This is a genomic window from Kribbella pittospori (assembly GCF_004331465.1).
In the GTDB taxonomy this organism is placed as follows: domain Bacteria; phylum Actinomycetota; class Actinomycetes; order Propionibacteriales; family Kribbellaceae; genus Kribbella; species Kribbella pittospori.
Genome location: NZ_SJKB01000005.1, coordinates 159,619 through 185,697, shown reverse-complemented (window position 1 = coordinate 185,697; position 26,079 = coordinate 159,619). Strand labels below are relative to the sequence as shown.

Annotated in this window: 20 protein-coding genes; 13 read left to right on the top strand and 7 right to left on the bottom strand. The window is 68.4% G+C overall.

Annotation, left to right across the window (positions count from 1 at the left end; all coding sequences use genetic code 11):
• Nucleotides 1-49: 49 nt before the first annotated feature.
• Genes E0H73_RS17655 through E0H73_RS17640 form a run of 4 tightly spaced genes read right to left on the bottom strand, consistent with a single transcriptional unit; the run spans nucleotide 50 to nucleotide 5,342 of the window.
• On the bottom strand, nucleotides 50-2,131 hold the full coding sequence (locus E0H73_RS17655) for an ABC transporter ATP-binding protein (RefSeq protein WP_131357085.1): 2,082 nt from the start codon (nucleotides 2,129-2,131) through the stop codon (nucleotides 50-52).
• The gene (locus E0H73_RS17650; RefSeq protein WP_131357082.1) at nucleotides 2,128-3,861 is read right to left on the bottom strand and encodes an ABC transporter ATP-binding protein; all 1,734 of its coding nucleotides are present in this window, start codon (nucleotides 3,859-3,861) and stop codon (nucleotides 2,128-2,130) included. Before E0H73_RS17650 ends, E0H73_RS17655 begins: the two co-directional genes overlap by 4 nt.
• A complete protein-coding gene (locus E0H73_RS17645; protein WP_238164058.1) occupies nucleotides 3,855-4,529 on the bottom strand; it encodes a TetR/AcrR family transcriptional regulator in 675 nt (224 codons plus the stop codon). The genes E0H73_RS17650 and E0H73_RS17645 overlap by 7 nt, the downstream gene beginning before the upstream one ends.
• Nucleotides 4,530-4,559: 30 nt before the next feature.
• Nucleotides 4,560-5,342, bottom strand: coding sequence for a TetR/AcrR family transcriptional regulator (locus tag E0H73_RS17640; protein WP_131357079.1), 783 nt, complete (start codon nucleotides 5,340-5,342; stop codon nucleotides 4,560-4,562).
• A gap of 178 nt (nucleotides 5,343-5,520) precedes the next feature.
• On the opposite strand from E0H73_RS17640, the gene E0H73_RS17635 reads away from it, so the two are divergent.
• The 10 genes from E0H73_RS17635 to E0H73_RS17590 all read left to right on the top strand — a co-directional run bounded on the left by E0H73_RS17635 (nucleotide 5,521) and on the right by E0H73_RS17590 (nucleotide 19,800).
• Complete coding sequence (locus E0H73_RS17635; RefSeq protein ID WP_202867460.1) at nucleotides 5,521-7,407, top strand: ABC transporter ATP-binding protein; 1,887 nt, start codon at nucleotides 5,521-5,523, stop codon at nucleotides 7,405-7,407.
• Between the two features lie 28 nt (nucleotides 7,408-7,435).
• The gene (locus tag E0H73_RS17630) at nucleotides 7,436-10,432 is read left to right on the top strand and encodes a DEAD/DEAH box helicase (protein ID WP_165555731.1); all 2,997 of its coding nucleotides are present in this window, start codon (nucleotides 7,436-7,438) and stop codon (nucleotides 10,430-10,432) included.
• Complete coding sequence (locus E0H73_RS17625; protein WP_131357073.1) at nucleotides 10,429-11,625, top strand: SWIM zinc finger family protein; 1,197 nt, start codon at nucleotides 10,429-10,431, stop codon at nucleotides 11,623-11,625. The genes E0H73_RS17630 and E0H73_RS17625 overlap by 4 nt, the downstream gene beginning before the upstream one ends.
• Before the next feature lie 183 nt (nucleotides 11,626-11,808).
• The gene (locus tag E0H73_RS17620; protein ID WP_131357070.1) at nucleotides 11,809-12,309 is read left to right on the top strand and encodes a GNAT family N-acetyltransferase; all 501 of its coding nucleotides are present in this window, start codon (nucleotides 11,809-11,811) and stop codon (nucleotides 12,307-12,309) included.
• Nucleotides 12,310-12,492: 183 nt separating this feature from the next.
• The gene (locus E0H73_RS17615; RefSeq protein WP_238164057.1) at nucleotides 12,493-14,187 is read left to right on the top strand and encodes an ABC transporter substrate-binding protein; all 1,695 of its coding nucleotides are present in this window, start codon (nucleotides 12,493-12,495) and stop codon (nucleotides 14,185-14,187) included.
• A 49-nt stretch (nucleotides 14,188-14,236) separates the two neighbouring features.
• The gene (locus tag E0H73_RS17610; RefSeq protein WP_131357067.1) at nucleotides 14,237-15,190 is read left to right on the top strand and encodes an ABC transporter permease; all 954 of its coding nucleotides are present in this window, start codon (nucleotides 14,237-14,239) and stop codon (nucleotides 15,188-15,190) included.
• The gene (locus E0H73_RS17605; RefSeq protein ID WP_131357064.1) at nucleotides 15,190-16,071 is read left to right on the top strand and encodes an ABC transporter permease; all 882 of its coding nucleotides are present in this window, start codon (nucleotides 15,190-15,192) and stop codon (nucleotides 16,069-16,071) included. The genes E0H73_RS17610 and E0H73_RS17605 overlap by 1 nt, the downstream gene beginning before the upstream one ends.
• Nucleotides 16,068-17,063 (top strand): ABC transporter ATP-binding protein, encoded by a 996-nt coding sequence (locus E0H73_RS17600; protein ID WP_131357061.1) that lies wholly within the window; start codon nucleotides 16,068-16,070, stop codon nucleotides 17,061-17,063. Before E0H73_RS17605 ends, E0H73_RS17600 begins: the two co-directional genes overlap by 4 nt.
• Nucleotides 17,063-18,046, top strand: coding sequence for an ABC transporter ATP-binding protein (locus tag E0H73_RS17595; RefSeq protein ID WP_131357058.1), 984 nt, complete (start codon nucleotides 17,063-17,065; stop codon nucleotides 18,044-18,046). Before E0H73_RS17600 ends, E0H73_RS17595 begins: the two co-directional genes overlap by 1 nt.
• Nucleotides 18,043-19,800 carry a gamma-glutamyltransferase family protein gene (locus E0H73_RS17590; RefSeq protein ID WP_131357055.1) on the top strand — a complete coding sequence of 586 codons (1,758 nt, stop codon included), beginning with the start codon at nucleotides 18,043-18,045 and terminating at the stop codon, nucleotides 19,798-19,800. Before E0H73_RS17595 ends, E0H73_RS17590 begins: the two co-directional genes overlap by 4 nt.
• Here E0H73_RS17590 and E0H73_RS17585 read toward each other — a convergent pair.
• Nucleotides 19,782-20,459, bottom strand: coding sequence for a GntR family transcriptional regulator (locus E0H73_RS17585; protein ID WP_165555730.1), 678 nt, complete (start codon nucleotides 20,457-20,459; stop codon nucleotides 19,782-19,784). The two genes, E0H73_RS17590 and E0H73_RS17585, sit on opposite strands and share 19 nt — an antisense overlap.
• 90 nt (nucleotides 20,460-20,549) lie before the next feature.
• Here E0H73_RS17585 and E0H73_RS17580 point away from each other — a divergent pair, with 90 nt between their 5' ends.
• Entirely contained in the window at nucleotides 20,550-21,431 is an 882-nt protein-coding gene (locus E0H73_RS17580) for a GNAT family N-acetyltransferase (protein WP_131357049.1), read from the top strand.
• A 9-nt stretch (nucleotides 21,432-21,440) separates the two neighbouring features.
• Entirely contained in the window at nucleotides 21,441-21,821 is a 381-nt protein-coding gene (locus E0H73_RS17575; protein WP_131357047.1) for a tautomerase family protein, read from the top strand.
• Between the two features lie 2 nt (nucleotides 21,822-21,823).
• On the opposite strand, the gene E0H73_RS17570 is transcribed toward E0H73_RS17575, so the two are convergent.
• Nucleotides 21,824-23,590 (bottom strand): M1 family metallopeptidase, encoded by a 1,767-nt coding sequence (locus E0H73_RS17570; protein ID WP_131357044.1) that lies wholly within the window; start codon nucleotides 23,588-23,590, stop codon nucleotides 21,824-21,826.
• Between the two features lie 130 nt (nucleotides 23,591-23,720).
• Between E0H73_RS17570 and E0H73_RS17565 the strand changes: the two genes are divergently transcribed.
• Nucleotides 23,721-24,671, top strand: coding sequence for a M28 family metallopeptidase (locus E0H73_RS17565; RefSeq protein ID WP_131357040.1), 951 nt, complete (start codon nucleotides 23,721-23,723; stop codon nucleotides 24,669-24,671).
• On the opposite strand, the gene E0H73_RS17560 is transcribed toward E0H73_RS17565, so the two are convergent.
• Nucleotides 24,668-25,675: a CapA family protein gene (locus E0H73_RS17560; protein WP_165555728.1), complete on the bottom strand. Its 1,008-nt coding sequence runs from the start codon at nucleotides 25,673-25,675 to the stop codon at nucleotides 24,668-24,670. The genes E0H73_RS17565 and E0H73_RS17560 overlap by 4 nt on opposite strands.
• Between the last annotated feature and the right edge of the window lie 404 nt (nucleotides 25,676-26,079).

Here is a 26,079-nt window from a genome sequence, read left to right as displayed (position 1 = left end):
CCCCAACACAAGGGGCGCCACCCAACCCGGGTGGCGCCCCTTCCTGCTGTTACCGGCGTACTGCGGCCGGGGCTCCTACAGGTGCTGGGATTGCTGCGGCTTCTTCGTCTATGTCTACTACTGCGCCGCTGAATTGGGCGTTGTAGAGGCGGGCGTAGGCGCCGTCGGCTGCTAGCAGCTCGTGGTGGTTGCCTTGTTCGACGATTGCGCCGTTCTCCATGACGAGGATGAGGTCCGCGTCGCGGATCGTCGAGAGGCGGTGGGCGATGACGAAGCTGGTGCGGTCGGAGCGGAGGGCGGCCATCGCCCGTTGCACCAGGACCTCGGTGCGGGTGTCGACCGAGCTGGTCGCCTCGTCCAGGATCAGCAGTTGCGGATCCGCCAGGAACGCCCGCGCGATGGTCAGCAGTTGCTTCTCACCGGCACTGACGTTGCTGCCCTCCTCGTCGATCACCGTGTCGTACCCGTCGGGCAGGCTGTGCACGAACCGGTCGACGTACGTCGCCTTGGCCGCGGCCAGCATGTCCTCCTCGGTGGCCTCGAGGTTGCCGTAGAGAATGTTGTCCCGGATCGTGCCGCCGAACAGCCAGGTGTCCTGCAGCACCATCCCGATCCGCGACCTCAGGTCGTGCCGGGTCAGCTCGGTGATGTCCACACCGTCGAGCGTGATCCGCCCGCCGTTCAGCTCGTAGAACCGCATGATCAGGTTGACCAGCGTGGTCTTGCCCGCACCCGTCGGACCGACGATCGCGACCGTCTGGCCGGGCTCGGCGACCAGGCTCAGATCGGCGATCAGCGGCTTCTCCGGGTCGTACGAGAACGACACGTGCTCGAACTCCACCCGCCCGCGGGAGTCGGTGACCTTCTCCGGCGTCGCATCGTCCGGCACCTGCTCCTCGGCGTCCAGTACCTCGAAGACCCGCTCGGCCGAGGCGACCCCGGACTGCAGCAGGTTGGCCATCGAGGCGACCTGGGTCAGCGGCTGGGTGAACTGGCGCGAGTACTGGATGAACGCCTGGACGTCGCCCAGCGACATCGTGCCGGAGGCGACCCGCAGACCGCCGACGACCGCGATGACCACGTAGTTGACGTTCCCGATGAACATCATCACCGGCATGATCAGACCGGAGATGAACTGCGCCCCGAACGCGGCCTGGTACAGCTCCTCGTTCTTCTTCGCGAAGCTCTCCTCGATCTCCTTCTGCCGGCCGAACACCTTCACGAGCTCGTGCCCGGTGAACGCCTCCTCGATCTGGCCGTTCAACGCGCCGGTATGACGCCATTGCGCCACGAACCGAACCTGCGACCGCTTGGCGATCACCGCGGTCAGGATCATCGAGATCGGGATCGTGACGAGCGCGATCAGGGCCAGCAGCGGCGAGACCACGAACATCATCGTGACCACACCAATCACTGTCAGCAGCGAGGTGAGCAGCTGACTCAGAGTCTGCTGCAGGCTGGTCGAGATGTTGTCGATGTCGTTCGTCACCCGGCTGAGCAGCTCGCCGCGTGGTGCGCCGTCGAAGTAGCTCAGCGGCAGCCGGTTCAGCTTGCCCTCGACGTCGGACCGCAGCGCGAGGATGGTCCGCTGGACCACGCCGTTCAGGATGTAGCCCTGCATCCAGGACAGGAAGAACGCCCCGACGTACAGGCCGAGCACCATCAGCAGGACGTTGCGCAGGGCATCGAAGTCGATGCCGACGCCCGGGATCAGGTCGATCCCGCCGAGCAGGTCGGCCAGCCGGCCGTTGCCCGAAGCCCGGGTCTGCTCGATCACCTGGTCCTTGGTCAGACCGCTGGGCAACTGCTTGCCGATCGCGCCGGCGAAGATCAGGTCGGTCGCGCGACCGAGGATCTTCGGCCCGAGCACCGACAGTGTGACACTGCAGACCGCCAGCGCGATGACACCGCTCACTTGGAGCCGATGCGGCCGCAACCGCCCGAGCAGCCGCTTCGCCGACGGACCGAAGTTCATCGACTTGTCCCCCGGGATACCGCCCGGAGGCCCGAACGCGCGTCCCGTCGTCGGCCGCTCGGTCGCCTTCACCGTCGCCGCACCACCAGCAGGTGCCGCCTCAGTCGCCGGTCCCTGCCCGTTCGGAGAGGGTGGCGGAGTCTTGTTCTCGCTCATGCCGCCTCCTCCGCGGATCGCTGGGACTCGACGATCTCGACGTACGTCGGACAGGTGTCGAGCAACTCGTCATGCCGGCCCTTGCCGACGATCGCGCCGTCCTCGATCACCACGATCTGGTCGGCGTCGACGATCGTGGACACGCGTTGCGCCACGATCACCACACACGCTTCCGCCGTGATCGGCCGGAGCGCCGCCCGCAGCCGGGCGTCGGTGGACAGGTCCAAAGCCGAGAACGAGTCGTCGAACAGGTAGATCTCCGGCTTGCGGACCAGTGCTCGCGCGATCGCGAGCCGCTGCCGCTGACCGCCGGACACGTTCGTACCGCCCTGTGCGATCGGCGCTTCAAGTCCCTCCGGCATCGCCTCGACGAAGTCCTTGCCCTGGGCAATCTCCAGTGCCTCCCAGAGCTCCTCGTCGGTCGCGTCCGGATTGCCGTACCGCAGGTTGCTGGCGACCGTGCCGGAGAACAGGTACGGCCGCTGTGGCACCAGGCCGATCCGCTCCCAGAGCGCCTCCGGCTCGATGTCGCGTACGTCGATCCCGTCGACGAGCACCCGCCCGTCGGTGGCATCGAACAACCGCGGCACCAGCGAGAGCAGCGTCGTCTTGCCCGCACCCGTGCTGCCGATGATCGCGGTCGTCTGCCCCGGCGACGCGACGAGATCGATGTTGCGCAGTACCGGCTCGGCCGCCCCCGGGTACTGGAAGGAGGCGTTCTCGAAGACCAGCTGACCGCGCCCGGTGAACGACTTGATCGCGGTGACCGGCGGCCGGACCGAGGACTCGGTGTCGAGGACCTCGGAGATCCGGTCCGCGCAGACCGCGGCGCGCGGCACCATGATCATCACGAACACGCCCATCATCACCGAGAACAGGATCTGGATCAGGTAGCTCAGGAAGGCGGTCAGCGCACCGACCTCCATCGTCCCGTTCTCGACGCGCGAGGCACCGAACCACAGCACCGCGATGCTCGACACGTTCAGGATCAGCATCACCGTCGGGAACACCAGCGCCATCAGCCGGCCGGCCCGGATGGCCGTGTCGGTCAGGTTCTGGTTCGCCTCGCCGAAGCGCTCGACCTCGTGCGGCTCGCGGACGAAGGCACGGACCACCCGGATGCCGGAGATCTGCTCGCGCAGTACCCGGTTCACCCCGTCGATGTTCTTCTGCATCTTCCGGAACTGCGGCACCATCCGGCTCGCGATGAAGCCGATGCAGATCGCCAGCAGCGGCACGGCGACGGCGACCAGCCAGGACAGGCCGACGTCCTCGCGGACCGCCATGAACACGCCGCCGATCATCGTGATCGGTGCGGCCACCAGCATCGTGCAGGTGGTGACCACCAGCATCTGGATCTGGGTGACGTCGTTCGTACTGCGCGAGATCAGCGTCGGTGCACCGAACTGGTTGACCTCCCGCGCGGAGAACTCGCCGACCCGGTGGAAGACCGCGGCCCGGACGTCCCGGCCGAACATCGCGGCCGTCTTCGCACCGAAGTACACCGCGACGATCGTGCAGAGGATCTGCACCAAGCTGACGGCGAGCATCCAGCCGCCCGTTTGCATAATGTAGTCGGTGTCGCCCTTGGCCACGCCGTTGTCGATGATGTCGGCGTTCAGGCTGGGCAGGTAGAGAGAGGCGATCGTCCCGACCAGCTGCAGGACGACCACTATGGACAGGTTTCCCACGTACGGACGCAGGTGCGTACGCAAGAGTCGAACTAACATCGATCATCCCCAGAGTCGTGATGGCGGGCACCGTCGAGTGCGTACTCGGCGACGCCCTCGGGGGCGGCATGCTGACCGGAGTCGTGCCAGCGGACACCGTCGAACGCGAAGTCGACGATCTCCTCGGCGGTCAGTACGACGCCACCGGAAATCATTGGGTGGGTGGCGGAGAAGGTGATCAGCCCGATCCGGCGGACCACTTCTTCGGGCGGGAAGCGCAGCTGGTCCTGATCCGGGCGGAGCAGGTCGGCGAACGCGGCGTTGGCCAGATCGGACTGGCGCTTGCGGCGGGCCTCGTCCATCGGCATGGACTTGAAGTCGGGCGGCCGGCGCATCCGTAGGGTGAACATGAGCTTGAAGACGCTGCGCAGGCGGTTCTGACCGACCTCGACCGCGGCGATGGTGCGCTCCCGCAGTGGCAGCGAGCGGTCGACGTTCTCCAGTGCCGTGATCAGGTCACTGGTGTCGAACGCGGTCGCCATCACGGCATCGATCAGCGCGTCCTTGCTGCCGAAGGCCCGGAAGATCGTCCCCTCGGCGATCCCGGCCGCTTCGGCGATCTGCTTGGTGCTCACCTCGGCGCCGAACTCCTCCAGCAACGGCAGCGCGGCCCGGACGATGGCGGCGCGCCGTTCTTCGGGTGGCAGTGGTGTGGCTCGTGGTGTCACGCGTTCGAGATTAACTGAGTGAGTACTCACTCACAACTGTTTTCGCACTTTCGGGCCAGACCGGTTCTCCACCAGCGCGGACACGCCGTCCAGCAGCCGCGCGAGACCGTATTCGAACGCATGATCGGAGTCGTACGGCGCGTCGAACTCATTCCCGACCGTCGTCCCGACCCGGGTCGCGAGCGGGAACTGCTGGGCGTCGGCGATCTTGTCCAGGTGCGGCACGTGCGCCAGCCACCACTGTTTGTCGGTCATCCCCGACCGCTGGATCACCTGCCGCGCCTCGACGTCGGTCCGTACGGCGCCGTGGACGTATCCGTTCACCAGAGCGACGGTCGCATCCATCTCGACGTCGGTCAGGCCGATGCCCTCGACCGCCTCGAGTTCGTACTCGTACTTCGCCATCACGTGCGGACCGAGCGGCGGGCGATTGACCGCGATCTGGAGCATCCACGGGTGGCGCAGGTACAGCTCGCGGTTCTCCCGGGCCACCTCGTCGAGCCGGGCTCGCCAGTCCCCGTCCATGTCACGCCGCGGCAGTTCGCCGTACACGGTGTCGAGCATGACGTCGAGCAACTCGCCCTTGCCCGGGAAGTAGCGGTACAGCGTCATCGCGCCCACGCCGAGCTCGTCGGCGACCCGGCGCATCGACATCGCACCGATCCCCTCGGCATCGGCAATGCGCACCGCGGCCTCGACGATCCCTTCCACCGTGAGCGCCGGCTTCGGGCCACGGGTCGGCTGCGGGCGCCGGCGCCAGAGCAGCTCGAGGCTCCGCGCCGGGTCGCCACTGCCGCTGTACTCCGTATTCATGTGCGCGATTCCTCCGGATTGGCTACACTCAACCGCACTTCGTACAGCGTACTCAGTTTAAAAGTTGATTGACCTCAAGCACTGTCGAGGTTCTACGGTCGGGAACTGTCGGTGCTGTCCTGAATCATCGACCTTCCCGATCGACCGATCCCAGCGGAGCACAGCCGTGAGCATGGAAATGACCGCGTGGAACTCGCTGTACCACGCGATGCACGCCCAGGACGAGAAACGCCCGTTCTCACGGGCCACCCTGCTGCGGATCCTCGCCTTCGCGCGCCCGCACCGGCGGCAACTGATCGCGTTCCTCGTGCTGAGTGTCGGCGCGGCCGTGCTCGCGGTCGCCACGCCGGTGCTGGCCGGCCACGTGGTCGACGCGATCGTCGGCGGGAAGGAGTTCAGTGTCGTTCTGCGACTGTCGCTGCTGATCGCGGCGATCGCCATCGCCGAGGCCGGGTTCAGCCTGCTCACGCGCTGGCTGTCGGCGTCGATCGGAGAAGGGCTGATCCTGGATCTGCGGACAGCGGTGTTCGACCACATCCAGCGGATGCCGATCGCGTTCTTCACCCGGACCCGGACCGGGGCGCTGGTGTCCCGGCTCAACAACGACGTGATCGGGGCGCAGCGCGCGTTCAGCGACACGCTGTCCGGCGTCGTCGGCAACCTGGTGATGCTGGTGCTCACCCTGGTCGTGATGATCGGAGTGTCGTGGCAGATCACTCTGCTCGCACTGATCCTCCTGCCGATCTTCGTCGTGCCGGCCCGCCGGATCGGGACCAAGCTGGCCGCTCTGCAGCGGGAGGCGGCGGACTACAACGCGACCATGAGCACGCAGATGACCGAGCGGTTCTCGGCGCCGGGCGCGACGCTCGTGAAGCTGTTCGGCCGTCCGAGGCGGGAGTCGCTGGAGTTCGCGATCCGGGCGCGGCGGGTGCGCGACATCGGCGTGCGGACCGCGATGGTGCAGTGGATCTTCGTCACCGCGCTGACGCTGGTGTCGGCGCTCGCGCTGGCGCTCGTCTACGGACTGGGCGGCTTCTACGCGCTGCGCGACCAGCTCGACGCGGGCGCGGTCGTCTCGATGGCCTTGCTGCTCACGCGGCTCTACTCGCCGCTCACTGCGCTGGCAAGTGCGCGGCTCGAGGTGATGACCGCGCTGGTCAGCTTCGAGCGCGTCTTCGAGGTGCTGGATCTCGAGCCGCTGATCAAGGACAAGCCGGATGCCGGCCGGGTGCCCGAGGGACCGGTGGCGGTCGAGTTCGCGCAGGTCAGGTTCGCGTATCCGTCCGCGGACAAGGTCTCGCTGGCCTCGCTCGAGGAGGTCGCCAAGCTCGATACACGTGGCGGTGTCGAGGTGCTGCACGACATGTCGTTCCGCGCCGAGCCGGGGCAGATGGTCGCGCTCGTCGGCTCGTCCGGCGCCGGGAAGTCGACGATCGCGCAGCTCATCCCCCGCCTGTACGACGTGGATTCGGGCGCGGTGAAGCTCGCCGGGGTCGACGTACGGGATGTGTCGGCGGAGTCGCTGCGGGACACCCTGGGCATGGTCACGCAGGACGGTCATCTGTTCCACGACTCGATCCGCGAGAACCTGTTGCTGGCTCGGCCGGAGGCTTCGGAGGCCGACCTGTGGGATGCGCTGACTCGGGCGCGGCTGGGCGACTTGATCCGGTCGCTGCCGGATCAGCTGGACACGGTTGTTGGCGAGCGCGGTTACCGGCTGTCGGGTGGTGAGCGGCAGCGGCTCACGATCGCTCGGCTGCTACTTGCGCAGCCGCGGGTCGTGATCCTCGACGAGGCGACCGCGGCGCTGGACTCGACGAACGAGGCGGCTGTCCAGGCGGCGCTGACCGAGGCGCTGGCCGGACGTACGGCGGTGGTGATCGCGCACCGGTTGTCGACGATCCGGGCTGCCGACCAGATCCTCGTGATCGAGGCCGGGCGAATCGTCGAGCGCGGCACTCATGCGGATCTGCTCGCTGCTGGTGGTCGGTACGAGGAGTTGTATCGGACGCAGTTCGACCAGCCTGACAGTGGCCAGGCCGATGCGGAGGTCGTCACGGTCTGAGCTCGATCGCTGTGCATCTTCAGTTGTGATGAGGGAGGACGTCGGGTTGGCGGGTACGGGGCAGCAGGAGCTGGTGGGATGTGCGGTGGTGTTCAAGCCGGCCGACCCGCCTCGGGAAGGCCGGGTCGCGTTCTGGGATCCGGACGGTGGGCAGCTTCCGCTGGGTGTCGGTGAGCAGACGGAGTTGGAGCTGGTCGTCGACGCGGAGCCGCGCTCGGTCCGCGCGATCGAGCTGTCCGTTGCTGATGCGGTGCCGGTGCTCGGCCGTGCGCGGCGCGCGCCAGGCGCCCACCCGTCCGCGGCGTTCTGGGGCGGCGCGTCGCTGATCGCCCTGCAGTTGGTGGCCCGGGGCAAGCTTCTGCCCGGCGTCTCCCCCGCCGGCCACGACGCCTGGCGCGCCGGCCCACTGGACGCCGCCGACATAACCCGCCTCCTCGACCTAGCCGAAGCCATGCCCCCATCCGCCCGAGCTCTCCCCCTCGAACCAGCCCCGGCAGCGCCCGGGTCGGATGCTCCCCCGTCCACCGCATCTCTGTCGGGTGCTCCGCCGTCCGCCTCGTCCACGGGCGGTGCTCCGTCCACCGCATCCCCGTCGGGTGGTCCCCCGTCCACCGCATCCCGGTCGGGGGCTCCCCCATCCACCGCTTCCCCGACGGAGGGTGCTCCGTCGGACGACGCTGGTGGGCGGGTTGCTGGGGTTCGGTTGCCTGTGGCTGAGGAGTTGGTTCGGGCGTTCGTGGATGCGGTGGCTGATGGGATGCCTCGGTCGCCGGCTGCGGCGAAGGCGCATCAAACTGGGCTGTTCGCGGCGTCGGTCCCGCAGCGGGCGGAGCGGTTGCGGTCGTGGGCTGACGAGGTGTCGGTGGGTTTGGACACCGGAGTGCGGATCTCGTTGCGGATCGAGATGGCCGACTCGCTCGCGTTCTCGGCCGTGGTGCAACTGCACAGCCTGAAGGACCCGACCCTGGTGCGGGATGCGTACGACGTCTGGGCCGAGGACGTCGCCGGGTTCGGCCCACGAGCGCGGATCGACGCAACGCTGGCGATCCGGCGGGCGGCACGCGTCTGGGCACCCTTGGGTCGCCTGCTCGACTCCGCCGTACCGGATCGGATGGAGCTGGCCGATGAGGAGGTCGGTGAGCTACTCGCGGGATCGGCGCAGCGGCTGACGGCAGCCGGGGTCGACCTGCACTGGCCACGCAGCCTCGGCCGTGCGCTCACCGCTCGAGCCGCGATCACGTCGTCGGACGGACCGCCCAGCGATCTGCCGAGCTTCTTCGGCGGCGACGCCACCCTCGACTTCAGCTGGCAGGTTGCCCTCGGCAATGACCCGCTGACCGAGGCTGAGATGGACAAGCTGGCCGAAGCGACCCGACCGGTGGTCCGACTCCGAGACCAGTGGATGCTAATCGACCCCGACCTGGCGCGCAAGGCCCGCGAGCGGATCCTCAAACCAGTCACCGCGATCGACGCCCTCGGTGCCGCTCTCACCGGCAGCGCCGAGATCGACGGCCGCCAAGTCACGATCGAGCCGACCCGCTGGCTCGCAGACCTGCGCGCCCGCATCGCCGACCCAGACCGCGCCGACGAACCGATCGAAGCGCCGGCCGGACTGCACGCCACCCTGCGCGACTACCAGCTGCGCGGCCTGCGCTGGCTCTCCCGGATGACCTCACTCGGCCTCGGCGGCTGCCTGGCTGACGACATGGGTCTGGGCAAAACGATCACCCTCATCTCGCTTCACCTGCACCGCCAGGAGTCGGAGGCGACCGCCGGCCCGACCCTCGTGGTCTGTCCGGCGTCCCTGCTCGGCAACTGGGAGCGTGAGGTCCAGCGCTTCGCGCCAGGCACCCCGGTACGTCGCTTCCATGGCTCCTCGCGATCCCTCGACGACGCCGGGGACGGCTTCGTCCTGACGACCTACGGGACTCTGCGCCGCGACGCCGTACGGCTGGCTGCTCATCAGTGGGCGATGGTCGTCGCCGATGAGGCACAGCATGTGAAGAACCCGTCGTCCAGTACGGCGAAGGCGTTGCGGACCGTGCCGTCGCAGGCGCGGGTCGCGTTGACCGGAACCCCGGTGGAGAACAACCTGTCCGAGCTGTGGGCGATCCTCGACTGGACGACGCCGGGGCTTCTCGGCCGGCTCGGGACGTTCCGGAATCTGTGGGCAGCGCCGATCGAGGCGGACAAAGACGAGGAGGTGGCGGAGCGGCTGGCGAAGCTGGTGCGGCCGTTCCTGCTCCGGCGCCGCAAGTCCGATCCCGGCATCGCGCCCGAGCTGCCGCCGAAGACCGAGACCGATCAGCCGGTGTCCCTCACGCGTGAGCAAGCGGTGTTGTACGAGGCAACGGTTCGCGAGCTGATGACGGAGGTGCAGGCCAGCGACCGGATGGCTCGGCGCGGACTCATCGTGAAGCTGCTGACCGGACTCAAGCAGATCTGCAATCACCCGGCGCAGTACCTGAAGGAAGGCGACGACGCGCGCCTGAACGGACGGTCCGGGAAGCTCGAACTGCTCGACGAACTCCTGGAGACGATCGTGGCCGAGGACGGCGCGGTCCTGGTCTTCACGCAGTACGTCGCGATGGCGCGGCTGCTCGAGCGGCATCTGGCCGACCGCGGCATCGGTACGCACCTGCTGCATGGTGGGACGCCGGTGCCGAAGCGTGAGGAGATGGTCGAGCGGTTCCAGGCCGGCGAGGTGCCCGTGTTCCTGTTGTCGTTGAAGGCGGCCGGGACCGGGCTGAACCTGACTCGGGCGGATCACGTCGTGCACTACGACCGGTGGTGGAATCCGGCGGTCGAGGATCAGGCCACGGACCGGGCGTACCGGATCGGGCAGACGCGGCCGGTGCAGGTGCACCGTTTGATTGCCGAAGGCACCATCGAGGACCGCATCGCCACGATGCTCAGCAGCAAACGTGAGCTCGCCGAAGCCGTCCTGACCGGCGGCGAGGCGGCCCTCACCGAACTCTCCGACGCAGAACTCGCCGACCTCGTAAAGCTGAGAGGTGCGCGATGACGGAGGCTCAGGGCTTTCCGGCCTTTCCGGCACAGCGGCGGAGCACGCGAGGACGTTCGTGGTGGGCGCGGGCGTGGGTGCAGGCACTCGAGGACACGTCGCTGGATTCGGACCAGCTGCGCAAGGGACGCCGGTACGCGAACTCCGGTCAGGTCGGGACGATCACGATCAGCCCGGGCCGGATCGCGGCGACCGTCTACTCCCCGGACGACACTTTCGAGGCCGTCGTTCAGGTCGATGAGCTGAGTGACTCCGACTGGAGCCGCTTCCTCGATCAGGTGGCCGCGCGGGCAGGTCACATCGCGGCGCTCCTCGACGGCGAGATGCCACACGACCTCGTCGAAGCTGCCGCCGATGCGGGCGTCTCCCTGCTTCCCGGCATCGGGGATCTCGACCCCAGCTGCACCTGCGACGGCTGGGAACTCCCATGCCAGCACGCGGCCGGCCTCTGCTATCAGGTCGCCTGGCTTCTCGACTCGGACCCCTTCGTCCTCCTCCTTCTCCGCGGCACATCCCGCGACGATCTCCTCGACCAACTGCAATCGAGGAGCCAGACAGCGCCCTCCGACAAAGCCGGCAAAACTCCAGCTGGCACATCACTGCACGACGTACTCGTGACTCCCGTCGGCGCGCTGCCCGACGTTCCGGAGTTGCCGGGGAAGGTTGTCCTCGACGAGCTCGCGGTGACCGGGATCGAGGCGCCACCGGGCTTCGGCCCGACAAAATTGCCGCTGCTCGTGCTGGACGCGGCTCGACGCGCTCGCGCGTTGCTGCATGCGCTGCTGAACGGCACACCCGATCCGCAAAGGCTCGACGAATGGCAGGACGCAGTACGACTGGCCGCGGACTTCCCCGAGCTGAGCGACACCCTTGCAAAAGCAACCGGACGACAAGAAGAGCTTGCCCTGGGCATCCAAGCCTGGCGCTACGGCGGAGCGCCCGGACTCGACGTCCTCGAGCACACCTGGACCCCCGATCCCGCCGAGCTCGCCCGCGCCCGGACCGAACTGCTTGCCGCCGACGACGAACTCACCATCCAGGTCCTCGGCAACCAACTCACCCTCGGACCGGACACCCAGCTCCGACTCGACCACCACGGGCGCTGGCACCCGTACCATCTGGTCGACACCACGTGGACCCCAACAGCACCTGCCACTACCGATCCCCTCACCGCTTTGGCCACAGAGTCGTAAATCCAGTGCAACCACCCGGCAACGTGGCTAAGGTGGCCGGAACTTCGGAGCATCGAGGAGGTGGGTTGATGTCGGCGCGATCCAGTGCTGCCGCATGCCCGGCAGCACACACGCTCATCCAACCCACCCCGGGTTCCGTCTGACCAACACCGGCGGAACCCCTTGCCCGAAAGGGATCCTCCGTTGTCCATCACCTGGAACACTCGCGCCGAGACGCCGGCCGACGCCGACACGGTCCGTGACATCACTCTGCAGGCCTTCGGCCGCCAGTTCGAGGTCGACTACCTCGACACCCTGCGCTTGGACCCGATCGCCAACCTCCTGAGGCTGTCGCTCCTGGCAACCACACCGGACGACCAACCGGTGGCCTATGCGCTCCTGACCCGCGCCTACATCGGTGATACCCCGATCCTCTCCCTGAGCCCGGTGGCCGCACATCCGGCGTACCAGCGACAAGGCGCAGGGAGCGCTGCGGTCACCGCGGCGCTCGACACGGCACGTGATCGTGGTGAGCAGACCGTCGTCGTGCTCGGCCACGACACGTACTACCCGAGGTTCGGATTCCGGCAGGCAACCGAGTTCGGCATCCACCATCCGCAGTACGACGGACCGAACCTGATGGCGCTCGCCCTCGGTGATCAGCAACCGCCCACCGGTCACCTGAAGTTACCAGTGACGACCTGATCAACCGCGGGGCCGCCGGGGCGTAACCCAGTCTCCGGCGGCCCCGCGGCGGTCGGCACTTGAACGTTCGACAGTGAGTACGGCAGGCGGTCGTAAAAGGTTCAGCCAAACTCGCCGAATCACTTGCGCACCTGCCTTGTATACATGAAACAGTCGACAGGACCGCCTACTCAGGAGCACCCGATGACTCGTCGACTTCCGTTCTTACTGAACCGCTCCAGCAGGAGCTACCGCCGCCGCCCGATGGTCGCCGGAACCATGGTGGGGGTGATCGCGCTGGCGCTCGTCGGAACGGCCTGTTCTCCCGTCGAACCGGCCAGTAACGACGGGGGTGGGGAAACGCAGTCGGCCGGCGGTCAGGACGTGTTCGGTGATCCGGCCGACCCGGCAGCGGTCAAGCAGGGTGGCACGCTCACGGTCGCGCTGTCCGCGGACCCGGACAAGCTCGACCCGTCGCTGTCGCGCAGCCTGTACTCGCGCTACGTCTTCCACACGATGTGCGAGAAGCTGTACGACCTCGGCCCGGACGCGAAGGTCGTACCGCAACTGGCCACCGCGCTGCCGACGATCTCGGCCGACGGTCTGAGCCTGACCATCCCGCTGAAGCAGGGCGTGAAGTTCGCCGACGGCGGCACGATGGACTCGAACGCGGTGAAGATCTCGATCGAGCGCGGCCTGACGATCGCCGGCTCCGGCCGTAAGAGCGAACTCGGCCCGATCACCTCGATCGAGACTCCGGATCCGAACACCGTGGTGATCAAGCTCTCGAAGCCGTTCGCCCCGCTGACCGCCGCACTGGCTGACCGCGCCGGCATGGTGCTCAGCCCGGCCGCGGTGTCCAAGCTCGGCGCGAACTTCTCCAACGCGCCGGTCTGTGTCGGACCGTTCAAGTTCGCCAGCCGGGTCGCGCAGAACTCGATCAAGGTGGTCAAGGACCCCCTGTACTACGACGCCGCCAAGGTGCATCTGGACGCGATCGAGTACCGGATCATCACCGACTCGAGCATCCGTTCGGCCAACCTGAAGTCCGGTGACGCGCAGATCGCCGACTCGCTGTCGACGCAGGACGCGCCGCAGTTGCAGAAGGACAGCACGATGACCGTGCTGCAGTCGCAGTCGCTCGGGTACCAGGGCCTGACCATCAACGTCGCGAACGCGAACGGCATCGGTAAGCCGCTCAAGCAACTCGACACCCCGATCGCGAAGGACCCGCGGGTCCGCCAGGCGCTGGCGCTGTCGATCGACCGGGAGGCCTTGGTGAAGTCGATCTTCAACGGACTGAACACGGTCGCCTGCTCGCCGGTCTCGCCCAAGAGCGAGTTCACCTCCGACGCCGCGCAGGTCTGCCCGCCACACGACCCGGCCAAGGCGAAGCAACTGCTGGCCGACGCCGGCGTACCCACGCCGTACAAGGTCAGCATGATCACGTCCAACAACCCGGACAGTCTGCGACTCGCACAGGCACTGCAGGCGATGGTGAAGGACGGCGGGTTCGAGCTGGAGATCAAGCCGGTCGAGTACGCCTCCCTGCTGGACCAGCAGGACCGTGGTGAGTTCGAGCTGTTGCAGCTCGGCTGGTCCGGCCGCGTCGACCCGGACGCGAACATCTACAACTTCGTGGGTTCGGAAGGCAGCCAGAACGTCGCCGGCTACAGCAGCCCCGACGTGGACAAGCTGCTGACCGACGCGCGGCAGTCGACCGACAAGGCGCAGCGAATCAAGCTGTACGGCGATGTCGTGGGCAAGCTGCAGGAGGACGACCCGCTGATCTACATGTACCGCCAGCGCAACCTGACCGGCGTCTCGAAGAAGCTCCTGGGCGTCCAGACCTTCCCGGACGGCGTCATCCGGACGGCGTTCGCCGGATTCGCCAAGTGAGTGTTCTCGCCGCCCGCGGGCGGCGGGACCGAGTGAGGTGGTGGGGTTCGTGAGGCGATACCTCTTCCATCGGTTGTGGCAGTCGGCCGTCACGTTGGTGCTGGCAACGATCGTGGTCTTCGCCGGCGTACGGGCGTTGCCGGGTGACCCGGCCCTCGCCCTCGCCGGCGAGGACCGGGATCCCGAGTCGTTGCGGGCGATCCGGCAGCAGTACGGGCTGGACCAGTCGTGGCTCGTGCAGTTCTGGCAGTTCGTCAGTCACGCGGCCCGGGGCGACCTGGGCCAGTCGATCCGGACCGGTGCGCCGGTCCGCGGGATGATCGGCAGCGCGTTGCCGGTGACGATCGAGCTGTCGGTCCTGGCGATCCTGATCGCCAGCCTGATCGGTGTCGGCGCCGGCGTGGTCGCGGCTGTTCGCCGCGGCGGTCCGGCCGAGTGGGCTGCCAACGCGTTGGCGCTGCTCGGCCTCTCGGTGCCGCACTTCTGGCTCGGCCTGATGGCGATCCTGTACCTGTCCGTTGCCCTCGGCCTCTTCCCGGCGTCCGGCTTCGTGCCGTTCTTCAGCGACCCGGCCGGCAACCTGCACCACCTGGTGCTGCCCGCGCTGATCCTCGGCACCGGCCTCGCCGCGGTCATCATGCGCCAGACCAGATCGTCGATGCTGGATGCCCTCTCGGCCGACTACATCCGGACGGCCGAGGCGAAGGGCCTGCCGCCCAAGTCGGTGATCGGTAAACATGCCCTGCGCAACAGCCTGATCGTGGTGGTCACGATCGTCGGCCTGCAGCTGGGCGCGCTGATCTCCGGCGCGGTCGTCACCGAGCGCATCTTCGCCCTGCCGGGATTCGGCAAGCTCACCGTTGACGCGGTCTTCCAACGCGACTACCCGGTGATCCAGGCGGTCGTCCTGGTGACCGCGACGGCGTACATCGTGATCAATCTGCTGGTCGACCTGCTGTACTCGGTGATCGACCCGCGCATCCGCGTGCGAGGTGATGCGTGATGGCCGTCGCCGAAGCAATCACCGCCGGTACGCCGCTGCGCAGCAACCGACGCAAAGTGGTACGGCGGATCCTCCGCAACCCGCTCGCGATCACGGGGCTCGTCGTCCTCGTAATCGCGGTGATCATGGCGGTGTTCGCCCCCTGGCTGGCACCGCACGAACCGACCCAGACGAACCTCGGTCAGGCCTTCGCGCCCCCAGGTACGCCGGGACACCTGCTCGGGACCGATGACCTCGGTCGCGACGTGCTGTCCCGGATCATGTTCGGCCTGCGTGCCTCGCTGCACGTGGCGCTGCTCGCAGTCGCGACCTCGCTGGTGGTCGGCGTACCGCTCGGCCTGCTCGCCGGGTACTTCCGGGCGATCGACGCGCTGATCTCGCGGATGACCGATCTCGTACTCGCGTTCCCGTTCCTGATCCTGGCGGTCGGACTGGCCGCGATCCGCGGTGCCAGCCTCGGCAACGCGGCGATCGCGATCGGCATCGCGCAGATCCCCGGCATGATCCGCATCGTCCGGTCCGAGACGCTGCGGCTGAAATCCCTGGACTTCGTCGCCGCCGCGATCGTCGAGGGCGCCGGCGATGTCTGGGTGATGGGCCGGCACATCCTGCCGAACGCGGCTTCGGTCGTCATTGTCCAGACCACGGTCGCGCTCCCGGCCGCGATCCTGGGCGAGGCAGTGCTGTCGTTCCTCGGTCTCGGTATCCAACCGCCGGCGCCGAGCCTCGGCACGATGCTGGCCGACGCACAGCAGTTCGCGTCCCGCGCACCATGGGCCGCGGTGATGCCCGGCGTCGCGATCATGTTGCTGACGCTGGCGTTCAACGTCGTCGGCGACAGCCTGCGCGACGCGCTCGACCCGAAAGCGAGCCGCCGATGACCGCAGGAATCACCACAGCTCCGGTTCTCCAGGTGAACGACCTCTCGATCACGTTCCGGACGGAGGACGGTCTGGTGTCGGCCGTCGACCGCGTCAGCTTCGAGGTCGGCGACGGCGAGGTCCTCGCGATCGTCGGCGAGTCGGGCTGCGGCAAGAGCGTCACCGCGATGAGCCTGGCCGGCCTGCTCCCCCGCACCGCCACGGTCGACGGTTCAGTGCGGCTCGATGGCGTCGAGTTGATCGGCGCCGACAAACGCACGCTCCGCACGATCCGCGGCCGCGAGGTCGCCTACATCTTCCAGGAGCCGATGACGTCGCTGAACCCGGTCTTCACGGTCGGGCACCAGATCGGCGAAGTCCTCCGCACGCACATCGGACTGGACCGGCAGGCTGCCCGCGACCGCTCGATCGAACTCCTCAAGCTCGTCGGCATCCCGTCCGCCGAGCGCCGCATCAGCGACTACCCGCACCAACTGTCCGGTGGCATGCGCCAGCGCGTGATGATCGCGATGGCGGTCGCCTGCGACCCGAAGGTGCTGATCGCCGACGAGCCGACGACCGCGCTCGACGTGACGATCCAGGCCGGCATCCTCGACGTACTGCGGGAACTGCGCGAACGGCTCGGGACCAGCATCGTCCTGATCACGCACGACCTCGGAGTGGTCGCGGACCTCGCCGACCGGGTGGCGGTCATGTACGCCGGACGCGTCGTCGAGACAGCCGAGGTACACGAACTGTTCGCGCATCCACAACACCCCTACACGGCCGGTCTGCTGGGTGCCTCACCCGCCGCCGGTCGCCACGCGGAGAGCCACCGGCTCAACGAGATCCCAGGTCTGGTCCCGGTCCTCACCCAACAGCCGGACGCCTGCACCTTCGCCGACCGCTGCCCGCGAGCAATCGACACCTGTACGGCGACGGAGCCGGACCTGACACCCGGTCACCACCGTGTCGCCTGCTGGAACCCGGTCCGAGAACCAGTGGAGGTCTGATGAGCACCCTTGCTCTGGAGGTAGAAGACCTCGTCATGCACTTCGGACCGGTCCGCGCCGTCGACGGCGTGACACTGCGGATCCGGCAAGGCTCTGTGGTCGCACTGGTCGGTGAGAGCGGCTCCGGGAAATCCACGGTGGGACGCTGCATCGTCCGGCTGCTGGAGCCGACCGGTGGGACGGTCCGACTCGCTGATGCCGATATCACGCATCTCACCCGCCGGCAGCTGCGTCCACACCGCCGGAACGTGTCGATCGTCTTCCAGGACCCGGCGGGCTCGCTCGACCCCAGGCTGTCCGTCGGAGACATCGTCGGGGAGCCACTGCGGCTCATGCACCGCAAAGACATCTCAACCAAGGTGTCCGAGTCGCTGCGTCGCGTCGGGCTGCGCCCGGAGGTCGCCCAGCGCTCACCGCATGAGCTGTCCGGTGGGCAGCGTCAGCGCGTCAGTATCGCCCGCGCTCTGATCTCTGAGCCGCGTCTGCTGGTCGCGGACGAGCCGACGAGCGCGCTGGATGTGTCGGTGCAGGCGTCAGTCCTCAACCTGCTGGCCGACCTGCAGCGCGACCTCGGCTTCGCCTGCCTCTTCATCACCCACGACCTGTCCGCGGTCGAGTACCTGGCCGATGAGGTCGCCGTGATGTACCTGGGCCAACTGGTCGAACAAGGTCCGCGCTCGCGCATCTTCGGCGTACCGGCGCATCCCTACACGCAGGCGCTGCTGTCTGCCGCGCCAGTGCCCGATCCGGCCGAGCAGCGGGCACGCAAGCCCGTGCTGCTCGGTGATGACCTGCCGTCGGCGATCGACCCGCCGTCCGGGTGCCGATTCCACACCAGATGTCCGGTAGCGGTCGACACATGCCGGACAGTCATCCCGGAGTCGCGCGTGATCGGAGAGGGTGGACACCAGGTCGCCTGTCATCTGGTCGACGACAACGGCACCGGACCCGATGTTCGTACAGGAGAGGGAGTTGCCCGATGACCTTCACCACCCGGCCCACGCTGCGCGGCACGTTCGGGATGGTCTCGTCCACGCACTGGCTGGCCTCCCAGTCGGCGATGCGCATCCTCGAGCTCGGCGGCAACGCGTTCGACGCCGCCGTGGCCGCGGGGTTCGTGCTGCACGTGGTGGAGCCCCACCTCAACGGCCCGGGTGGTGAGGTGCCGGGGATCATCGCGACCGCCGACGACCCCACACCGCGCGTGCTGGCTGGTCAGGGCGTCGCTCCGGCCGGTGCGACGATCGACCACTACACCTCGCTCGGCCTGACCCTCGTCCCCGGCTCCGGACCGCTGGCGGCCACGGTGCCGGGTGCTGTCGACGCCTGGCTGCTCCTGCTGCACGACCACGGCACACTGCCGCTGCGCGTCGTACTCGAGCCTGCCATCGACTACGCACGCAATGGCCATCCGCTCGTGCCGCGGGTCGGTGAGACGGTCGGCACGGTGCAGGAGCTGTTCGAGGAGAACTGGAAGACCTCTGCCGCGCTCTGGCTGCGTGACGGGCGACCGCCGACCGGCATGTTCCGCAACGAGGCGTACGCCGCCACCCTCGAGCGACTGGTCACCGAGGGCGAAGCGGCCGGCGCTGATCGGCAGGCACAGGTCGAGCGCGCCCGCAAGACCTGGCGTGAGGGCTTCGTCGCCGAGGCGGTCGACAAGTTCTCCAAGCTGCCGCACCGCGACTCCAGCGGCGAGGACCACGCCGGACTGGTCACGGGTGACGACATGGCCGCGTTCCAAGCGACCTGGGAGGACCCGGCGACGCTGGACTGGAACGGCTACACCGTCGCCAAGACCGGGCCGTGGGGCCAGGGACCGGGCCTGCTGCAGTCGCTCGCCGTACTGGCCGAGATTGGTGACGTCGACCTGGACAGCGCGGACGGCGTACACACCACGGTCGAGGTGATGAAGCTGTCGTACGCCGACCGCGAGGCGTGGTACGGCGACGGCGCCGACGTACCGCTGAAGACGCTGCTCTCCCCCGCGTACGCCGCGGAGCGGGCGAAGCTGGTCGGTTCGGAGGCAACGCGCGAGCTTCGTCCCGGCCGTCCGGACGGCCGGAAGCCGGTGCTGCATTCGATTGCCGTGGGCAATGACCTTGGCGACGCCACGACCGGTGAGCCGACCGTCTCGTCGGACGGCGTGACGCGGGGCGACACCTGCCACGTCGACGTGATCGACCGCTGGGGCAACATCATCTCCGCCACGCCCAGCGGCGGTTGGCTGCAGTCGTCGCCGACGATCCCGGAGCTTGGGTTCTGTCTCGGCAGCCGTGCGCAGATGTTCTGGCTGGAGGACGGGCTGCCCGCGTCGCTCGCACCCGGCAGGCGTCCGCGGACCACGCTGACGCCGACGCTCGTACTGCGGGACGGACAGCCGGTGATGGCCTGCGGCTCGCCGGGCGGCGACCAGCAGGACCAGTGGCAGCTGCTCTTCCTGCTGCGTCACCTCGGCGCCGGCATGGACCTGCAGGAGGCGATCGACGCGCCCGCCTGGCACACCACCGGCTTCCCGTCGTCCTTCTACCCGCGGGCGACCGAGCCGGGTGGTCTGGTGATGGAGAGCCGCCTCGGCTCAGCCGTCCGCGACGACCTGGTACGGCGCGGGCACGTCGTCACCGAGTCCGATGCGTGGAGCCTTGGCCGACTGTGCGCCGTACGCAAGGAGCCTGATGGCGTGCTGGCCGCGGCCGCCAACCCGCGTGGGATGCAGGGCTACGCGGTAGGACGCTGACCGAGAGCCGCCTTCGCCGCAGCCGCCACGTGCAGGCCGGCTGCGGTGCTGGCGGCCTCCGGATCCTTGGCGGCGATGGCGTCGACCAGACGGATGTGCTCCTCGGTGGAGTGTGGCGCCCGCTGGGCCGCGCCGACCCGGAACACCCAGTGGACGTGGTGGTACATCGCTGTGGAGATCGAGTGCAGCCAGCGGTTGCCGCTGACCTCGATCACCGCGCGGTGGAACGCGCTGTTCAGCTCGGCGAGCTGGTCGAAGTCCTTGGCCTCGCTGGCCTTGTTCGCGTCGTCGAGCAGTCGCCGGAGCCGGGCCACGTCGGCAGCGTCCGCGCGCTCGGCCGCAAGTCCGGCGGCCAGCGTCTCGAGCTGCTGCCGTACGGCGAACAGGTCGCGCACCGCGGTGTCGTCGAGGGTCGCGACCACCGCACCGCGCCGCGGCAGGATCTGGACGAAGCCCTCGGCCTCGACCACCCGCAGCGCCTCACGCACCGGGTTGCGCGACACCCCGAAGTCGTCCGCGAGCCGGGTCTCGGTCAGCCGCTCGCCCTGCCCGTACTCGCCGTCCACGATCCGGCGACGCAGCTCCGTCAGCACCTGCTCGCGCAAGGCGACATGGTCCGCACCGATCGTCCGTATCTTGGCCCCACCCGGCTGATCCACCCGGTGCTCCTCTCCCCGTCGACTCCGAAGCACGGTAGCCGACTCAGGACACTCAAGGCACGTGATCCACCGGCGCGATATGTTGCCGCCTTGAGCATCACGCTGACTCCGCTGACGGATCCCGACTTCCGGCCGTTCAGCCGCCGGATCGCCTGGCTTGCCGCGGACGCCGACGGCAACCCGGTCGGATCGGCCTTCCTCCGGCTCAACAGCCGCGAGTCCCACGGCCATCTGGCCGAGCTCGAACTGAACGTGCACCCAGCCGAGCGCCGCCACGGCGTCGGCTCCCGACTCCTCGACGCGGTCGTCGCCGCGGCTCGTGCGCACGAGGTCCGGAACATCCTGGCCGACGCTCCGGACGACTCCCCGGCGTACCACTTCCTGACGGCTCGCGGCTTCACGATCGGACTGACACTCATCTACGCGCGACTGCGGCTGGCCGACGTCGACGACGCCGTACTGATCGTTCCTCAGGACCCGGGCTACCGGTTGCAGTCGTGGGCGGGCGTCGTACCCGATGAGTTGGCGCAGACGTTCACCGACGCGCGGTCCGGGATGGACGACGCACCGTCCGGCGACATCACGTACGGCGCTGACACGTGGGACGTGGAGCGGACCCGGCATGCGGCCCGGGTGATCGAGCAGCGCGGTGATCACCTCCTGACGGTGGCGGCCGTGGACAGGGCGACCGGGACGATCGTGGGGTTCACCGAACTCGTCGTACCGGGGAACGGCAAGGGCGATGCGCAGCACTACGGCACCGCGGTCCTCCCGGCGCACCGCGGTCGCGGTCTCGGGCTGTGGATGAAGGCCGAGCAGATCCGCTCGGTCCGCACCCACTTCCCCGACCTCGACGGCCTCCTGACCGACACGGTCAGCACGAACGTCCCGATGCAACGGGTCAACGACCACCTCGGCTACCAACCGACCGAGACCATCCACCGCTGCACCCTGGACGTCTGTACCTACTAGTATGTCGGCATGCCTCTGATCCGGATCGACGTACTCCGGGCCGGCTCCGACCGTCTGACCAACCTCGGCCGCGCGGTGCACGACGCGCTGGTCGAGACGATCGGCATCCCGCCCGACGACCTCTTCCAGGTCCTCACCAGCCACGACGGCACCACGAGCACGATGCGGTACGGCGGCTTCCCCGGCATCGAGCGGGACGACGACGTCGTGTTCATCGCCATCACCCTGCGAGCCGGCCGCCCCGACGAGGTCAAGCAGGCGATGTACCGCCGGATCGCCGAACTCGTCCACGACTACACCGGCACCGACCCGCGCAACGTCCTCATCACCCTCACCGAGAACGCCTCCCCCGACTGGTCCTTCGCCAACGGCGAAGCGCAGTACCTGTAGATCTACTCGCCGAGGATCTTTTGGACTGCGGCTGTGGTGATGGGGTGGTAGCCGGGGCGGGCTTTGGCGAAGACTTCGGCTGCGAACTCGCGGTCGGTGCCGGCCAGGGCTCGGTAGACCGGGAGGACCAGTTTCATCCGGCCGACGTTGGTGAGGAAGCCGGCCAGCTCGGCGTACGCCGCCTCGTAGCTGCTGGCGGCAACGATCTGGTACCAGCGGCGGGCGATCTCGCCGTTCGCCGTACCGGTCAGGCCGAACTCCCGGTCGAGCTGCTGCAGCTGCACCGCGCCCAGCACGTCCGGCGCCGCGTCCAGGAAGCGCAGCCACTCCTGCGTCGTCCACGCCGCCGCGCCATGCGGCAGCTCGCCCGTGCCGAGCCACCTGTCCCGTGCCTCGTCGACCGCCTCGAAGCGCTCCGACACTGCCCGCGCAGCGAACGCCGGAATGCCCGGCTCGTCCAGCCACGCCGCGACCTCGGCATCCGTCACCACGCCCGGGTGCGGCTCCAGCAGGTGCTCGCCCAGGTGCGCGACGAAGTCCTCGGAGTTGATGCTGCGGAACGCGAACCGGTCGAAGTACCCGCGCAGGAACGGGTCGAACACCTCCCGCGTGAACCGCTCCTCCAGCCAGGACAGGAACCACGACCCCTTCAGCGGGCCGCACGACGTCGTGCCGTGGTACTCGGACCGGTGGTTCAGTCCGGGCAGCTCCACCGCCAGCTCGGCCGGCGTCAGCGGGTCCAGCTTCACCACGGTCGCGTGCTGCTTGATCGCCGTCTCCATCACCGCGAACTCGGTGCCGTAGACGGCCTCGACGATCCGGTTCTCGACGTACGACGTAAAACCCTCGTTCAGCCAGATGTCGTCCCAGCTGTCCTGCGTGACCAGGTTGCCGGACCAGCTGTGCGCCAGCTCGTGCGCGACCACACTCACCAGTGACTTGTCGCCGATCACCACGGTCGGCGTCGCGAACGTCATCCGCGGGTTCTCCATCCCGCCGTACGGGAACGACGGCGGCAGCACGAGGATGTCGTAGCGCCCCCAGCGGTACGGCCCGAAGAGCTCCTCGGTAACCCGCATCATCTCCTCGGTGTCGACGAACTCGGTCGCGGCCCGCCGGGCCATCTCCGGCTCGGCCCACACCCCGGACCGCTCGCCGATCGGCTCGAACACCAGGTCGCCCGCAGCGATCGCCAGCAGGTACGACGGGATCGGCTCGGGCATCACCACGTCGTACGAGCCGGTACGGCGGGACGTCGTCCCGTTGTCGGCGCTCATCAGCACCATCAGCTCGGGCGGAGCGGTCACGTGAGCGGCGTAGCTGAAGCGGACGCTCGGAGTGTCCTGCACCGGCACCCAGCTGCGGGCGTGGATCGCCTGCGACTGGCTGAACATGAACGGCATCACGCCGCCCGCGGTCATGGACGGCTCCAGCCACTGCAGACCGGTCGCGGTCGGCGCGGTCCGGTAGCTGATGCGCACCCGCTGGTGCTGCGGCGTGCGGATCGTCAGCGCGGAGCCGAGCTCCTTGTCGGGTACGGCGACGCTGTACTCGAGCGGCTCCCAGCCGTCAGCCGTCGCACCCTCCACCGCCAGCACGGTCAGATCACGCGTGTCGAGCACGAGCCGGTCGCTGGTGCCGGTCCAGGCGAGTGTGTGCGTGGCCGTGCCGGCCAGCACCTTCTCGTCGAAGTCCAGCTCGAGGTCGAGCTCGAGGTGGGTGGTCCGAACCAAGGCAGGTTCGGCATAGGAATGCCGGTCGTACGTCACAGAGTCTCCCCGAGAGAGGTGGTCCGGGGAACAGTACCCACGCTGGAGCACGATCAGGCGGCCTATCTGAGCCAACAGCACCACCGTGCCAAAACACTGCTGTCTTGGTGTCGCCCTGCACCATGGACACATGCGGGCCGCGTTGGCCGCTTTCCTGGTCCTGCTGGCCGCCGCGTGCACCAGCAGCACCCCGCCACGCCTCCCGTCCCCCGCACCATCCTCGACGGCACCACAACCCCAGCCGACGCCAACGCCAGCTCCGACCGTGACACCTCGGCCGACCCCGGTGGTCTTCGACGGCCGCGCCGCTCTGCAGACCGTCAACCAGTTGGCCGCCCTCGGCCCGCGTGAGGCGACCAGTCCGGCGTACCTGCGTGCTCTCACCTGGCTGGAGCAACGCTTCCGTGCCGCCGGCTACCAGACCACGCGTCAACCGGTGCGCGTGCCGTCAGGTGTCTCCTGGGGCGTCCCGGTCCGCGCCGGCACCAGCTGGAATCTCATCGCCACCAAACCCGGCTTCACTCCGTCAGCACCACACCGCATCGTCGGCGCTCACCTGGACACAGTCCCCCAGGCACCCGGCGCCGAGGACAACGCCTCGGGCGTCTCCGTCCTACTCGGCACCGCCCAGGTCTACCAAGGCCGGACGCCGAAGCTCCCGACCGTCTTCGTTGCCTTCGGCGCCGAAGAGCCGCGCGGCGACGGCGACAACCGCCACCACTACGGCTCCCGCACGTACGTGGCCTCGCTGCCGAGCGCGCAACGCAGGGCGCTCCGCGGCATGGTGTCCCTCGACCGCGTCGGCGTAGGAACCGTCGTACCGATCTGCTCTGCTCAAGCGAACGCCGTCGCATTGCGGAACGAGCTTCGGACCGTCGCGGCACGCACCCGCGTACCGAGCCGAGCCTGCGTGAACAGATCGAGTGACCACTGGTCCTTCGTCCGCTCCGGTCTACCGGGCGTCCGGCTAGGCAGCACGCCGTACGCCGAATATCACAGCGCCCGCGACCTCCCTCGGGTCGTGTCGCCCGCCCAGCTCGGCCGCATGGGTCGCGTGGTGACCGCCTGGCTCGACAGCTAGCGGATGTCCGACAGGATCTGCTCCGCCCGAGTGCCGGTCACCACTCGCGGACTGAAGTCACTACCGATCACGTACGGCGTGAGTCGCGCAGCCTTGAGCGTCTTGCCCCAATAGGTGAGCTCCAGCAGGACGCCCTCCTGGGTCTGCTGCGAGAAGTCCATGTCGAACACCAGATTGCCCAGCGAGTGCGCGACGACCTTCCCCGCCGCGAACTGCACCTCCTGCACCCAGTGCGGATGCCCACCGATCACCAGATCCGCTCCAGCCCTGGTCAGCGCAGACGCAACCGTCCGCTGCGCCGGAACCGGTGTGTGCGTGTACTGCTGACCCCAATGCGGCAATACGACGACCACGTCGACGGCGGCCTTCAACGTCGCCACGGCCTTGGTGAGCGCAGCCAGGTCACCGGCGTTCAGCGGTCCTGTCCGTGGCGGCATCCGCACGCTGAGCGCACCGGGACTCGTTGCCGTCGCCCGTGGTGTCTCACCGATCGCGTTGAACGCCAGGAAGCCGAACCGCACTCCGTCACGCTCGACGATCGCCGGGCGGACGGCCTCCGCGAAGTTGCCTCCGGCCCCTACCGGCTGAAGGCCACCGGCTCGCACCAACCGGACCGTCTCCAGCAGGGCGCGATCCTGGAAGTCGCCGGTGTGGTTGTTGGCCAGCGACAGCACGTCGACGCCGGCCTCCCGCAGACCCTTCACCACGCGCGGCGGGGCAGCGAACGAGTCACCACCCTGCTGTGCCGTTCCTGCTCGGGAGAGTGTGCTCTCCAGGTTCACCACGGTGACGTCAGCCTCCGCCAAGCGCGGTCCGATGACGCGCAGCGGTCTGGACACATCGCCACTCTGGGCGGCAGCGGTCGCCACCCGTCGGCCGAGCATGACGTCACCGCCGAACGTCACGTCGACGACCGGCCCTTCACGCTTCGGCCCCGCTGTGCGCAGCGGATACCGGGCGGGCTGCTTCAGCGGGTCGATCCCGCCGACCGTCACAGGCCTCACGCTCGGCCCGACGGTGGCAGCAGGCACGACGGCGAGTGCACTGGTGGATCGTTGCGCGTCCCGCAACGACGCGACGCGGAATCCCCGCCAGGATTTGGTCGTTCCCCGCGCGATCGCCCTTGCGGTGGCCAGGTCGATGTCCTGTGCCGCGCGCGTCGGATGAATAACGAGAACGAGCGGTTGAGTCTCTCTGACGGTCGCAGGAGGTTGCGGACGGCTCGGCGACTGCTTCGGCGTGCTCGAAGGGCTGGGCGAAGGCTGTGTCGTGGTGTTGTCCGAGCAGGCGACCAGGGCGGCCGCTGCAGCAGCCAGCGAGAGACGCCGCCATACCGCCATGGATCCACGGTAGCCAGACTCGCCAAGGAATAAGACGGTTGCGGGAACCGGGGTGGTTGCTAGCAGAC